The organism is Rhodanobacter sp. TND4EL1, assembly GCF_054061035.1.
In genome coordinates this window covers 164745-178380 of record NZ_JBSSDT010000002.1, presented here as the reverse complement: position 1 = coordinate 178380, position 13636 = coordinate 164745, and the positions used below count along the sequence as shown (strand labels likewise).

The following is a 13636-nucleotide window of genomic DNA, read 5'->3' as shown; positions in this document are numbered from 1 at the left end:
CGATCAAGGTGCATGATTGACCGGCGCTCCGGCGTCCTTCATCCAGCGGGATGCCACCACCACACGCATGAAATCGTCGAGCAGGGACTGTCGCGCGGGATCGCCATCGTCAAACGCCATCGACCAGCTCAGCCGCACGCCACTGGCCTTGCCCGGATCGCAAAACACCAGCACATCATCGATGTGATCGCTGCCCTGGTAGACCGAGGCTTCGCACGGCATCGCCGGATGCCGCACGACAAAGGTGGTGGTCTTGCCGGCCGGATCGTGTTGCAGGTAGCGCTTGCGGTCGGCTTGCACTTCGTCGGCCAGCGCGGGCAATTGGCTCGGCCACACATTGAGCACCATCACCCGCTGCGGCTTGCCGCTCCACTCGCCTTGATACAGCACGGCATTGACGCCGATCGCCTGGGCGTAGGTGCAGCAGTCACGCGTCCAGCCCGTGGGCGTCGCCACGGCAATGGCCCACGCCGGCGCATTGCCGTCACGGGCACCGCGGGCCAGCACGTCATCCGTGCCGGCCGCCTGCGCCAGCGCGGCAAACAGGCACAACACCAGCATGGCCCCGATACGCAGCCTCATGGCTTCCACCGGTAACCGACGCCATGCACGGTCTCGATCGCATCGAACTCCGGTGCCACCGCGACGAATTTCTTGCGGATGCGCTTGATGTGCGAAGTGATGGTGGCGTCGTCGACGACGAGCTCCGCCTCGCGCATCAGCTGGTCGCGATTCTTCACGTGGCCGGGGAATCGGATCAGCGTGTGCACCATCCAGAACTCGGTGACGGTGAGCGGAATTTCTTCCCCATTCCAGGTGATTCGCATGCGCTCGGATTCCAGCTTCAACGGGCCATGCTCGATCACCGTCTCGCTGGATGTCGGCGCCTTCAACGATTCGATCCGACGGAACAGCGCGGCAATGCGGGCGGCCAGCTGGTGCAGGCTGGTGTCCTTGCTGAGGTAGTCGTCGGCGCCCAGGCGCAGCCCGGAGATCACGTCGAAATCCGAATCGCGCGCCGTCAGGAAAATAAGCGGCAAGGTGGCCGACTTGGCGCGCAACTCGCGGCACAGGTCGAAACCGCCCTCCGGCTCGTCGCCGAGGCCGATGTCGATGATCACCAGCTCCGGCAGCTTCATCGCGAACGCGCTGGAAGCCTCGTGGCGCGAACCGTAGCCGCGTGCGTCGTAGCCGAAGCGGTTCAGCGCCTCGACGTAATTGGCGCGAATCAGCGGTTCGTCTTCGACGATGGCAATACTGCGGCCCATGATGCGTTCCCTTCGAATGATAGACGCAGCGTGCTATGTGGATCGCTTGTGCGCAAGCCGTCCGCGGCCACTGCCCGCGTTTTGCCATGAGGCGGCCGCAAACAGGCCGCTCCTCGCCGCCGCACACGCCGCGCCCGGCGTTCTGATGGAACCGTTCCCCCAGTCCGGCGAGAAAGATCATGAAAATCGACCCTGCCCCCCGCGACCCGAATGCCGAGCTGCACGGCTTCGAACCGCTGCGCATCACCCTGGCGCTGGGCGCCCTGTTGCTGGGCCTGCTGCTCGGCATCCACTGAAGGAGATGGACATGACAAGCCACCGATTCTCCGAATTTCTTCTGCTTCCGCTTGCCGTGGAAGGCACTGGCACGCCCGCTGCGCAGGGAAGCGCAGCGGGCGTGGGCCAGGATCAGCCCGACACCGACTGGCAACCGCTTTAGCCCCTTGCCGAAAGCGACCTCACCGTTCCTACCTCCTCCGTTCCGTCCGACATGGCAGTTCCTTGTCCCCTCCTCGCGAGGGGATTTTTTTTACGTACCGGTTGGTTCCACGCACTGGCTGCACTCACCTGTCAGCGTCCTGCCCTGATTGCGCTGCAGAACGTCGCATCCGCGACGCGACGTGGGCCGACCCGAATGTGTCAATGCAGCTGTAGCACTTGCCAACAACCAAGGGACGGCCATGCACGCATCACCCGGGATCCTCTTTCGCCTGCGATATCTTCTGCTCCTCGCCGGACTGCTGTTCGGACTGGCTGCGCACGCCACCGAACCGGGCAGCGGCGAGTTGCGCTGGCGCGACGCCAGCGGTCATTTGCAGACGCTGGCCAGTCTCGACACCGACGTTGAATACAAGGTCAGCGGACTGATTGCCGAAGTGCAGGTGCGACAGCAATTTCGCAACACGGGCAAGAACTGGCTGGAAGCGCAGTACCTGCTGCCGCTGCCCACCGGCGCAGCGGTGTACTCGATGTCGCTGGAGATCGGTGAACGGCGCATCCAGGCCGCGATCCAGCGCAAGGAAGCCGCGCAAAAAATCTTCGAACAGGCCCGAAACAGCGGCAAGCGCGCCGCGCTCGTCGAGGCAGGCAACGGCAACCTGTTCCGCACGGCGGTGACGAACGTGGCGCCCGGCGAGACGGTGACCATCGTGCTGCACTACTGGCAGCGCATCGACTACCAGGCCGGCAAGTTCTCGCTGCGTTTTCCGCTGACTTTCACGCCCCGCTACCACATGCGCGAATCCGCCCAGCCGGGCGATGCGGGCATCGACACCCCGCAGATATTTGCCGCGGACGATGCACAGGCGCCGCTGCGCACACACATTGCGGTGCAGCTGGATGCCGGCGTGCCATTGGCCAGCGTGGACAGTTCCAGCCACGCGATCGACACCGTGCGGCACGACCAGCGCTGGGACATCCGCTTGCGCGATGCCAGCGTATTGCCGGATCGCGATTTCGTGCTGAGCTGGCAACCGCAGCCGCAAACCCAGCCGAACGTGGCCAGCTTCCAGCAGGACATCGACGGGCAGCACTACGCGATGCTGATGCTGCTACCGCCCCAGCAGCAGGCGCAGCGCCTGCCGCGCGAACTGATCCTGATCATCGACACTTCCGGCTCGATGGGCGGCGAGTCGATCCGGCAGGCTCGCGCCGCACTGGACCTCGCGCTGAGCCAGCTGCAACCGGGCGACCGCTTCAACGTGGCTGAATTCAATTCGACGCTGAATCCATGGGCCAGCGAGGCAGTGCCCGCCACGCCGGACGCCCTGCAGAAGGCGCGCGCATGGGTCAACCGGTTGCAGGCTGGCGGCGGCACCGAGATGGCGCCGGCGCTGAGTTTTGCGTTGACCGGCCACGCGCCCCAAGGCTACGTGCGGCAGGTGCTGTTCGCTACCGATGGTGCCGTCGATGATCCCAACGGCCTGTTGAAGTTGATCGATGAAAAGCTGGGCGATTCGCGACTGTTCCCGATCGGCATCGGCAGCGCGCCGAACGCGGATTTCCTGCAGACGGCGGCGCGCCATGGCCGTGGCAGCGAAACCCTGATCACCGACACCGGCAACGTGGGTGAGGCGATGATCGGCCTGCTGGCCCGACTCGACCATCCCGCCCTGCGTGACATCAAGGTGGACTGGCCGGCCGGCAGCGAGGCCTATCCGCGCCAGTTGCCCGACCTGTACCTGGGCGAGCCGCTGCTGGTCACCGCGAAACTGGCCGAATCGATCAGCCAGGTGCAGGTGCACGGCCAGCTCCCCGATCGCGGCTGGACCGTGCCGGCGGACTTGTCCGCGGCGAAGTCGGCCAACGGGCTGGGTCGACTCTGGGCCCAATCGCGCATCGCCGATCTTTCCGACCAGCTGACCCGTGGCGGCGATGCGGAAGCACTGGTCGAGGCGATCACCCGCACCGCGCTCGACGCCCATCTGGTCAGCGCCTATACCAGCCTGGTGGCAGTCGATCAGACACCGGCCCGCAGCGCCGACGCGGCGCTGAAGCACCGGCAGATCCCCAACGTGATGCCGGCCGGCACGCACTTCGCGCAAACCGCAACGTCGGCGACGCTGGAGCTGTGGCTGGCACTGCTGGCCCTGCTGCTGGCCGTACTGGCGTGGTGGCGGCAGCGAGCCACCCGGTGATCCGCCAACGCGGCTGGCGCCGGGTGATGGTCGCCGCGCTGGTGCTGGCTGCCGGACTGGGCGTGCACGGAAGCTGGATTCACACCAAGGCCGTGCTGGCGCAATGGCTGCTGGAGCGGGCGTGGAATCACTCCGACCATGGTCGTTCGCCGCAGCACCCGTGGCCCTGGGCAGACATCACCCCGCTGGCGCGACTGAGCGTGCCGCGCCTGCACCAGGATCTGATCGTGCTTGATGGCGACAGCGGCCAGGCGCTGGCGTTCGGTCCGGGCTGGAATGCCGGCAGCGCCCGGCCGGGTGCGACGGGGCTGGGCGTGATCAGCGCGCATCGTGACACCCAGTTCCGCTTTCTGCCGGCGCTGCGGCCGGGCGACCGGCTGAACGTGGAGGGATCGGGCGGCAGCACCGATTACGAGGTGACGGGCAGTCGCGTGATGGATAGCCGACACGAGCGAATTCCCGCCAGCGACAGCATGGACGGGCTTTGGCTGGTGACCTGCTACCCGTTCAACGCGATCGTTCCGGGCGGGCCGCTGCGCTATGTGGTGCAAGCCCGCCGCGCGAACCTGAACGCCGCGACCGGATATTCATCAATTGCCGCGGGAACCAAACCGGAATGGCCCGGTCAGAACTTGTGATTGGTGCGGTTCCTCTTGCCGTGGAACGTGCCGGCGCGGCATGACCTCTCCCCTTGTGGCCGTGCCGGCACACCAATCATGGTGTTTCCTCTCACGTCTCCGACGACGTTTATCCCGGCGCAGCCGTTCACTGCGCCGGGATTTTTATGCCTGCGATGCGGCAATGGCACGGTGCATGGCCTCGATCTCGGCCCGGTAATCGGCGGCATGGAAGATGGCCGAGCCGGCCACAAAGGTATCGGCACCGGCCGCGGCGATCGCGCCGATGTTCTGTGCGGTGACGCCGCCATCCACTTCGAGCCGGATCGGACGACCACTGGCCTCGATGCGCTCTCGCACCTGGCGCAGCTTTTCCAGCGTGCCCGGGATGAACTTCTGACCGCCGAAACCGGGATTGACCGACATGATCAGGATCATGTCGAGCTTGTCCATCACGTAGTCCAGGTGATCCAGCGGCGTGGCCGGATTGAACACCAGGCCAGCCTGGCAGCCGGATTCCTTGATCAGGCCCAGGGTGCGATCGATGTGCTCGCTCGCTTCGGGATGAAAGCTGATCAGGCTCGCGCCGGCCTTGGCGAAGTCCGGCACGATGCGGTCGACCGGCTTGACCATCAGGTGGACGTCGATCGGCGCGGTGATGCCGTACTTGCGCAGCGACTGCAGCACCATCGGGCCGATGGTGAGATTCGGCACGTAATGGTTGTCCATCACGTCGAAATGCACCCAGTCGGCACCGGCGGCCAGCGCCGCGGCGGTGTCCTCGCCCAGCCGGGCAAAATCGGCGGCAAGGATGGACGGGGCGATGATCGGGGATTGCTTGGGCATGACGGCTATCCGAAGTGTCTGAATTGACAAGGGCAGGAACCCGCTTGCGGGCGATGCTGTTGATCATGCAGAAGCGGCTTTGGCCGCGATGCTTTCTTTGCGGCATCAGAGCAAGAGCATCGCCCGCGAGCGGGCTCCTACGGCTTTTTTATTTGAACCCGCGCGCTTCCTTGATCCGATCGTACGCGGCATTGATTTCGCTGGCGCGCGATTCGGCTTGCTTGCGCATGTCTTCGGGCAGATCGCCCAGGCGGTCGGGATGGTGTTCGGAAATGAGCTTGCGATAGGCGCGCTTGACTGCACGATCGTCGGCGTTGCGGTCGATGCCGAGCACGGCGTACGGGTCCGGGCCCTGCGGCGTGCGTTGCGGCGGCACGTAACCGCCACCGGCCGGCCCATGACTGTAGCCACGCGGCCCGCTGCTGTTCCAGGCGTAGCCTTTCATCGCCATCAGCGCCATCAGCTCCATGTCGCTGATGCGCAGGGCGAAGGCGAGCTGACGCAGGATCGACATCTTCTCCGGCGGCGGATTGCCTTCGGCCAGCACGGTTTCGATCACCACGTCGAGCACCGGAAATGCGTGATCGCGGCGCAGGCCGACCCAGTTGCGCAATTCGGCAATGGTCTGGGTGACGTCGAACTCCGGTTGCTTGCCGACATTGAAACTGGCCACCGCCTGCTTGCGCAATTCGGCGGCCAGGCCCATGCGGGTCATCAGCCGTTCGGCAATCGCGATTTCCTGCTCTGACACCCGTCCATCGGACTTCGCCACCGCGCCGAGCAGGGTGAACAGCGGCCCGACGAAACCACCCGCCTCGGGCGTGGCGTTCTTGCGCTGGCTGTAGCGCATGTTGTCGAAGATGAAGCCGAGCACAGCGCCGGTCACGGCACCGGGCATGTGGCCGATCAGCAGGCCGAAAAAGGCGAACCACAACGTATAGGTGAAACTCATGGGTTGGCCTGTGCGGTTTGCTCGCTGTACCAGCGCGCGAGGGCATCGAGTTCCGCGTCGCTGACCGGACCGATCGCGGCACGCATCACCGGGATGTTGCGGCGCCCGTCGCGGTATTGCTTCAGCGCATCGCGCAGGTAATCCAGCCGCTGCCCGGCCAGATTCGGCACCCCGGGCATGCCGGCATGGCCGTCGGCACCGTGACAGGCGGCGCACAGACCCAGCCGGGCGGGCGGTGCCGACGTCTGTGCGTGAAGCGGGAGGGCGGCGAGCAGACTCAGCACCGTGGTCAATGGAATACGCATCGGCAACACATGGGGCCAAAGGACGCCAATTCTAGCAGTGCCCCGAAATCCGCGACGCGGCGTTTCCGGAGCCCCCGTCGCAGCAGCTAGAATGGGCGCTCCCCGTCCCGTGGAACCTGCCGCCGTGCCCACCATCCTGCCGCAATCGAACCTGCCCGGACTCGAACTGATCCACCGCGGCAAGGTGCGCGATGTCTACGCGCTGTCCGACGACCGGCTGCTGATGGTCGCCACCGACCGGTTGTCCGCCTTCGACGTGGTGCTGCCGAACCCGATTCCGGGCAAGGGCGAAATGTTGACCCAGATGTCCAACTTCTGGTTCGGCAAGACCGCGCACCTGATCCCGAACCATCTGCTCGACGTGCCGCTGGCCGAGGTGTTGCCGCCCGGTACCGACCTGGCGCTGTACGAGAAGCGCGCCGTGGTGACGCGCCGGCTGAAACCGGTACCCGTGGAGGCGATCGCGCGCGGCTATCTGATCGGTTCGGGCTGGAAGGATTACCAGGCAACCGGCTCGCTGTGCGGCATCGCGCTGCCGGCGGGGTTGCAACAGGCGCAACAGTTGCCCGCACCGATCTTCACCCCGTCGACCAAGGCCGCGGTGGGCGACCACGACCAGAATGTCAGCTTCGATGCCGTGGTCGATGCCGTCGGCATCGAACTGGCCAACCAGGTGCGTGACGCCACCTTGGCGATCTACCAGTGGGCCGCTGCCTACGCGGCCGAACGCGGCATCATCATCGCCGACACCAAGTTCGAGTTCGGCACCGATGCCAGCGGCAAGCTTTACGTGATGGACGAGATGCTGACGCCGGACTCCTCGCGCTTCTGGCCGGCCGACGAATACCGCACCGGCATCAGCCCGCCCAGCTACGACAAGCAGTTCGTGCGCGACTGGCTGGAAACGCAGGACTGGAACAAGACCGCACCCGGCCCGGTGATTCCGGACGACGTGATCGCCCGCACCGCGGCCAAATACGCCGAAGCCCTGCACCGTCTGGCAGGCATCCGGCTCGACTGAAAGCTTTCCAACGGGGGGATGCCATGCGTACCATGCAGGACTGGATCGACAGCTACAGCGCCGACCACCGCAACCCGACCAACCAGTTGTTCCACTGGTTCTGCGTACCGCCGATCGTCTGGTCGGTAATCGCGCTGTTGTGGGCCATTCCCGTCCCGGCCACCCTGTTTCGTCCCGGCTCGTGGGCGGTACTGGTGATGGTGCTGGCGTTCTACTGGTACTGGCGCCGCTCGCACCGGCTGGCGCTGGGCCTGCTGGTCGCGTTTGCCCTGCTGGGGCTGCTGACCAATGTCCTGTACTGGCAGCTCGGCGCGGCCCAGCTCTGCTACCTGGCCATCGGCGTGTTCGTGGTCGCCTGGATCGGCCAGTTCATCGGACACAAGTTCGAGGGACGCAAGCCGAGCTTCCTCACCGACCTTTCTTATCTGTTGATCGGCCCGGCCTGGCTGATGTCCAAGCTGTTCCGCAAACTGGGATTCAAGCACGTCACATGACCACCCTGCTTACCGTTATCAGCAGCCTGCTCTGGTGGGTGCTTTACAGCAGCATGGCTGCGCTGGTGTTCGCCCTGATCGGCTGGTCGGTGCTGCGCTGGACCGAACGCTGTGCGGTGGTGTTCAACCGCATCTACCTCGCCTGCCTGTTGTGGACGATGGTCGGCATGTTGCTGATCGTTGGCGTGGCCGCTTATGAAGGCCACCTGCATCCGCCCTACGCGGCCCTGCTGAGTTCCGGCTTGCTGCGCTGGGCGCTGGTGCTGGACATGCTGATCGGCACCGTCCTGTTGTGGCGACTGGTGCCGCGTCTCGATGCCCGGCGCATCCGCCCGGGCAGTGCCTGCATGGCGGTCGCGGCGATCATGGCGATCGGCTTCGGCATCGCCACCAGCCTGGCCTGACCAGTCCGACCTGAATTGGCGTGCAACGCGAAGGGGTGGCTCGGGCCACCCCTTCGTCACATCAGCCGTGAGCCATCATCCCGCCGAAAAACGCCGCCATCATCAGGCCGATGATGACGGCCAGCACGATGAAGATCACCAGATAGATCACCTGCACCACACAGGCTTTGCCGAAGCCGATCTGACTGCCGTTGTCGGACAACAGCATGTAGTTCACGACGAAGGCGCCGACCAGGAACTGCACGATCAGCGACAGGAATCCACCGGCACCGCCGGAGCTGACCATGCCGATGATGATCATCGCCACCACGCCAGCGATCCAGGTCAGCACCACCGCGCCCAATGCGCGCGGATAGGACGGCATGTAGCCGACCACAAAACGAAACGCAAAGCTCAGCACCAGTGCAGCCAGCAGGATGCCCACGACCATCGTGACCAGCATGGCAAACAGCCCCATGCCGGCCAGCGCAGCCAACGAAGAAGTACCCATATATCCCCCAGTTGAATGGAAAAATCCCCCTGACGGCATCCCCATGCCGGTCAGATGGAGAACCCAGCCTAGCCGATAGCGCACCGGGCGACACGTGAGCAAGGCGCAAATCGCGGCACTAATGAAAATCGCGCGAGCGACTGTCCAGCGAACCCAGCCATGGGCTCATGTCGACCAGCCGCCGGGCGATCAGGTGGCTCACGCCATCGACGCTTTCCCACTGCCCTTCCACGCCCAGCAAGGTGGCCTCCAGATACGCACGCCGCTGCCGTTCGGCGACATCCCGCCACACCACCACGTTGATGAAACCGTGCTCGTCTTCCATGGTGATGAAGGTGGTACCACCGGCCGTCTGCGGACGCTGGCGCTGAGTCACCAGGCCTGCCGCGCGCACCTGGCTCTGGTGCGACTGACCACGCAGGCTGCGTGAGTCGGTGAAGCGCGCCGCGCGCAATCGCGAGCGAATCAGCTTCAACGGATGCGGCCCCAGAGTGAGCCCGGTGCGGGCATAGTCGGACTGCAGATTCTCCGCGACCGACGGCACCGGCAGCACGATGGACGCCTCCGCCGGACTGGCCCGCCCGAACAGCGGCAACTGCGGCTCGACCCCGGCCACCGCCCACTTCGCCCGATGCCGATGCCCGGCCAGCCCGCGCAACGCGCCCGCCTCGGCCAGCAACTCCTGCTGGCGGCGGTCGATGCCTGTGCGCGCGCACAGGTCCACCACGTCGACAAATTCGCGGGTGGCGCGTGCTGCGGAAAGTCGTTCGGCCACGTCCTGGCGCATGCCGCGCACTTGCCGCAGTCCGAGCCGGATCGCCGGCTGCCCGCGACCGCGCGCGTCATCCTCCAGCGTGCAATCCCAGTCGCTGTGGCACACATCCACCGGGTGCACCGCGATGCCGTGACGCTGCGCATCCTGCACGATCTGGCTGGGCCCGTAGAAACCCATCGGCTGCGCGTTCAACAAGGCGCAGGCGAACGCGGCTGGCTCGTGGCATTTCAGCCAGCAACTGGCATAGACGATGCCGGCAAAACTGGCGGCGTGGCTTTCGGGAAAACCGTAACTGCCGAAACCCTTGATCTGCTCGAACAGACGCGCCGCGAACTCGGCCGTATAACCGCGCTCGAGCATACCCGTCATGATCCGCTCGCGATGGTGTTCCATCCCGCCGTGGCGTTTCCACGCGGCCATCGCGCGGCGCAACTGGTCGGCTTCGCCAGCCGTATAGCCTGCCGCCACGATCGCCAGCTTCATCACCTGCTCCTGGAACAATGGCACGCCCAGCGTGCGTTCGAACACCGCTTTCAGATCCTCCGACGGATAGTCCACCGGCTCCTCGCCGCGGCGCCGACGCAGATACGGGTGCACCATGTCGCCCTGGATCGGGCCGGGCCGCACGATCGCCACCTGGATCACCAGGTCGTAGAAATTCTCCGGCCGATGCCGCGGCAGCATCGCCATCTGCGCCCGGCTCTCGATCTGGAATACGCCGATGGTGTCGGCGCGCTGGATCATGCGGTAAGTCGCCGGGTCTTCCGCCGGCAACGTGGCCATGCTGTAGTCCTGGCCGCGATGCGCGCGCAGCAGGTCCAGGCAACGACGCACGCAACTCAACATGCCCAGCGCCAGGCAATCGACCTTGAGCAGCCGCATCGTGTCCAGGTCGTCCTTGTCCCACTGGATGATCGTGCGGTCGGGCATCGCCGCATTCTCCACTGGCACCAGTTCGCTCAGCGGCGCATCGCTGATCACGAAGCCACCGACGTGCTGAGACAGATGCCGCGGCATGCCGATCAGTTCGTGGGTGAGCCGCATCACCCGGCGCATCACTGCGGCATCCGGATCGAAGCCGTGCTCGCGCAACAGATCATCCAGCGGGGTCTCGCCACTCCAGCGCGTGAACAGGCCGCTCAGTTGATCGACTTGGTCCAGTGGCAGGCCCAGCGCCTTGGCCACGTCACGCACCGCGCTCTTGCCGCGATAGCAGATCACCGTGGCCGCCAGCGCCGCCCGCTCGCGACCGTATTTCCTGTAGATGTACTGGATCACTTCCTCGCGTCGTTCGTGCTCGAAATCCACGTCAATGTCGGGCGGCTCGTTGCGCTCCTTGCTGATGAAGCGCTCGACCAGCAGGTTCATCCGCGCGGGATCGACCTCGGTCACACCGAGCGCGAAACACACGGCGGAATTGGCGGCCGAGCCACGGCCTTGGCAAAGGATTTGCTGACTGCGCGCGAAGCGCACGATGTCGTGCACGGTGAGGAAATACGACTCGTATTGCAGCTCCTCGATCAACGCCAGCTCATGCGCGATTTGCGCGCTGACTTTTTCCGGCACGCCATCCGGCCAGCGCCATTGCATGCCTTCTTCGGTGAGATGACGCAGCCAGCTGATGCCACTGTGACCTTCCGGCACCAGCTCGGCCGGATAGCGGTAGTTCAATTCGTCCATGCTGAACGAGCATCGCGCCGCAATGGCGGCGGCTTCGAGCATCAGCGCGGCGGGATAGATCGTGCCCAGCGCATCGCGTCGACGCAGGTGACGCTCGCCATTGCGGAAAATCAACGCGCCCGCCTCGGCGATCGGCAGGCGATGACGGATCGCGGTCAGCGTGTTCTGCAACGCCAGCCGACGCCGCACGTGCATGTGCACGTCACCGGCAGCGACCAGAGGCAGCTGCAAGCTCCGTCCGAGAATCTCCAGCTCGCGCAATCGTTGTGCATCGTCCGGGCCGTGATGCAACTCCACCGCCAGCCATGCCCGATCACCGAAGATGGCCTGCATCCAGCGACCATGGGCGATATCCGGAATGCGCTCGGGCAGCCACAACGCCAACGTCTCCGGCACACCGTGCTCAAGGTCCGCGCGATGCAGGCGATAGGTGCCCTTGTCCGCCGCGCGCCGGCCGCGCGTGATCAATTCACTCAAGCCGATATAACCCTTCTTCGTTTCGCACAACAGCACCAGCTTCGGGCCGTCCTCGAGCTGGAATTCGGCACCGACGATCAGCTTCAAGCCGGTTTCGCGCGAGGCTTCCAGCGCACGCACGATGCCGGCCAGCGAGCATTCGTCGGTGATCGCCAGTGCGCTGTAACCGCAGGCCTTCGCCCGCTCGAACAACTCGCGCGCACTGGACGCGCCGCGGCCGAACGAGAAGTTCGACAGGCAATGCAGCTCGGCATACGCGTTCATGCAAACCAGCCCTGCAGCATCCAGCCAGCCTGTTCGCCCGGTGCACAAAACGCCCACGCGCGCTGGCCCTGCGACGTCTCCACCACGTAGTAGTCGCGACACACTTCGCCACCATCCCACCAGCCGGTTTCCAGGCGCTCGGGGCCGGCGAGGATCTGCGGTGCGGGACCGCGTATCGGGATGGGGCGGTCAAGCAACCAGGTCGGCCGGGGCGACGGCTCCTGCCGACCATCGTCCTGGACCATCACCTTCTGCGCCAGTTCGGGGCGCGGATCGGTGGTGCTGCCCAGCTGATGCACGGCGCGATCCCCCAGCCGCGCACGCAGGCGCTCGCGCAGTTGCTCGATCGGCAAAGCATTCGCCGGGCGCTCGTCGAACAGGTCGCGTCCGGCCGGCACGAAGGCAGGCAGGTCGCGCGCGATCAGTCGCATGACCAGCACCGGCTCGGGCAACTGCACCTGTTCCAGCCGGCCGCGTGCCAGTTCGAACAACATGCCGGCCTCGCGCTCGGGCGCGAGCAGCCCCACCATCACGTCGGTATGTCCCTCGCGGTGTTCCAGCCGCAACAGGAAACGCTGCACGCCGCCATCGCGGCCGGCCAGATAGGCGGCCAGATCGCCGGTCATGCGCCGCAACGGAAAGATCAGCGCGGCGATGTTCTCCACCTCGTGCTGCAACTCGATGCGCAGGTCGAAGCTGTCCGGTGGCCGATACGCATCCAGACCGGCGGGCGCCTCGCCGGTCAACCGATCCAGCGCCAGCAGCAAGTCGGTTCCGAAGCGCCGACGCAGGCCATCGCGTGGCAGGCTCAGCAATTGACCCAAAGTGCGGATGCCCATGCCGGGCAAGGCGTCCACCGCGGCGGCGGGCAAGCGGCTTTTCTGCAGCGGGATGCGCTGCAGCGCGTGACGCAGATGCTCGTGACCCAGTACGGCCTGGCCATCGCTGACGCCCGCCAGCACATACGCTGCATGCGCGGTCGGCGCGGCACTGATCCGATGACGAAAACCCAGCGCATCAAGCTCGGCACGCAACAGGCTTTCCAGCCGCGGCCACGAACCGAACAGACTGAGGCTGCGACTAACCTCCAGCACGATCGCATGCGGCAGCAGGCTCACCTCGGAACTGTAGCGATACGCCACCGCGGCCAGAAAATGATGCCAGCGATCGACCAGCTCAGGCTCGTACGGCAACGCCTCGAAATGCGCCAGCAGGGCCTGCGCCGCGTTCAGCCGTTGCCCCACGCGCAGGCCGGCCTCGCGCGCGGACGCATTTGCCGCCACGATGGTCCGCGCATTCGCGGCACCGGCCACCAGCACCAGCGGGCCTTCGCCCGGGCGACGCCGAAGGACACCGTCCAGTGCCAACCGTGGCAACAAAATGCAGGCCCACAACATCGGCGCCCAC

Annotated in this window: 14 protein-coding genes; 6 read left to right on the top strand and 8 right to left on the bottom strand. The window is 65.6% G+C overall.

What is annotated here, in order from left to right; translation table 11 throughout:
- Window positions 1–3: 3 nt before the first annotated feature.
- Together ACVWWQ_RS07465 and pdsR are read right to left on the bottom strand one after the other, a co-directional pair.
- Window positions 4–582, bottom strand: a complete 579-nt coding sequence (locus ACVWWQ_RS07465) for a hypothetical protein (RefSeq protein WP_133948373.1) — start codon at window positions 580–582, stop codon at window positions 4–6.
- Complete coding sequence (gene pdsR / locus ACVWWQ_RS07460; RefSeq protein ID WP_099652852.1) at window positions 579–1268, bottom strand: proteobacterial dedicated sortase system response regulator; 690 nt, start codon at window positions 1266–1268, stop codon at window positions 579–581. The genes ACVWWQ_RS07465 and pdsR overlap by 4 nt, the downstream gene beginning before the upstream one ends.
- A 307-nt stretch (window positions 1269–1575) precedes the next feature.
- Between pdsR and ACVWWQ_RS07455 the strand changes: the two genes are divergently transcribed.
- From ACVWWQ_RS07455 to ACVWWQ_RS07445, 3 genes are all read left to right on the top strand, one after another.
- Window positions 1576–1707, top strand: coding sequence for a hypothetical protein (locus ACVWWQ_RS07455; RefSeq protein ID WP_457383350.1), 132 nt, complete (start codon window positions 1576–1578; stop codon window positions 1705–1707).
- A gap of 241 nt (window positions 1708–1948) precedes the next feature.
- A complete protein-coding gene (locus ACVWWQ_RS07450; RefSeq protein ID WP_133948375.1) occupies window positions 1949–3904 on the top strand; it encodes a marine proteobacterial sortase target protein in 1956 nt (651 codons plus the stop codon).
- Entirely contained in the window at window positions 3901–4542 is a 642-nt protein-coding gene (locus ACVWWQ_RS07445; RefSeq protein WP_199107321.1) for a class GN sortase, read from the top strand. Before ACVWWQ_RS07450 ends, ACVWWQ_RS07445 begins: the two co-directional genes overlap by 4 nt.
- A 144-nt stretch (window positions 4543–4686) precedes the next feature.
- Here the strand turns inward: ACVWWQ_RS07445 and rpe are convergent, their stop codons facing one another.
- From rpe to ACVWWQ_RS07430, 3 genes are all read right to left on the bottom strand, one after another.
- On the bottom strand, window positions 4687–5367 hold the full coding sequence (gene rpe, locus ACVWWQ_RS07440) for a ribulose-phosphate 3-epimerase (RefSeq protein ID WP_133948377.1): 681 nt from the start codon (window positions 5365–5367) through the stop codon (window positions 4687–4689).
- Window positions 5368–5515: 148 nt separating this feature from the next.
- Window positions 5516–6319, bottom strand: coding sequence for a co-chaperone DjlA (gene djlA, locus ACVWWQ_RS07435; RefSeq protein ID WP_099652857.1), 804 nt, complete (start codon window positions 6317–6319; stop codon window positions 5516–5518).
- Window positions 6316–6624 carry a c-type cytochrome gene (locus tag ACVWWQ_RS07430; RefSeq protein ID WP_099652858.1) on the bottom strand — a complete coding sequence of 103 codons (309 nt, stop codon included), beginning with the start codon at window positions 6622–6624 and terminating at the stop codon, window positions 6316–6318. Before ACVWWQ_RS07430 ends, djlA begins: the two co-directional genes overlap by 4 nt.
- Before the next feature lie 124 nt (window positions 6625–6748).
- Here ACVWWQ_RS07430 and ACVWWQ_RS07425 point away from each other — a divergent pair, with 124 nt between their 5' ends.
- The 3 genes from ACVWWQ_RS07425 to ACVWWQ_RS07415 are packed head-to-tail and all read left to right on the top strand — an operon-like array spanning window position 6749 to window position 8543.
- Window positions 6749–7645: a phosphoribosylaminoimidazolesuccinocarboxamide synthase gene (locus ACVWWQ_RS07425; RefSeq protein ID WP_133948379.1), complete on the top strand. Its 897-nt coding sequence runs from the start codon at window positions 6749–6751 to the stop codon at window positions 7643–7645.
- A 23-nt stretch (window positions 7646–7668) separates the two neighbouring features.
- Complete coding sequence (locus ACVWWQ_RS07420) at window positions 7669–8139, top strand: Mpo1-like protein (RefSeq protein ID WP_133948381.1); 471 nt, start codon at window positions 7669–7671, stop codon at window positions 8137–8139.
- The gene (locus ACVWWQ_RS07415) at window positions 8136–8543 is read left to right on the top strand and encodes a hypothetical protein (protein ID WP_099652860.1); all 408 of its coding nucleotides are present in this window, start codon (window positions 8136–8138) and stop codon (window positions 8541–8543) included. Before ACVWWQ_RS07420 ends, ACVWWQ_RS07415 begins: the two co-directional genes overlap by 4 nt.
- Before the next feature lie 61 nt (window positions 8544–8604).
- Here the strand turns inward: ACVWWQ_RS07415 and ACVWWQ_RS07410 are convergent, their stop codons facing one another.
- The 3 genes from ACVWWQ_RS07410 to ACVWWQ_RS07400 form a co-directional block, all read right to left on the bottom strand.
- Window positions 8605–9033, bottom strand: a complete 429-nt coding sequence (locus ACVWWQ_RS07410; RefSeq protein WP_133948383.1) for a hypothetical protein — start codon at window positions 9031–9033, stop codon at window positions 8605–8607.
- 118 nt (window positions 9034–9151) lie between these two features.
- Window positions 9152–12229, bottom strand: coding sequence for an error-prone DNA polymerase (locus tag ACVWWQ_RS07405; RefSeq protein ID WP_133948385.1), 3078 nt, complete (start codon window positions 12227–12229; stop codon window positions 9152–9154).
- Window positions 12226–13626 carry a Y-family DNA polymerase gene (locus ACVWWQ_RS07400; RefSeq protein ID WP_133948387.1) on the bottom strand — a complete coding sequence of 467 codons (1401 nt, stop codon included), beginning with the start codon at window positions 13624–13626 and terminating at the stop codon, window positions 12226–12228. The genes ACVWWQ_RS07405 and ACVWWQ_RS07400 overlap by 4 nt, the downstream gene beginning before the upstream one ends.
- Window positions 13627–13636: the final 10 nt, after the last annotated feature.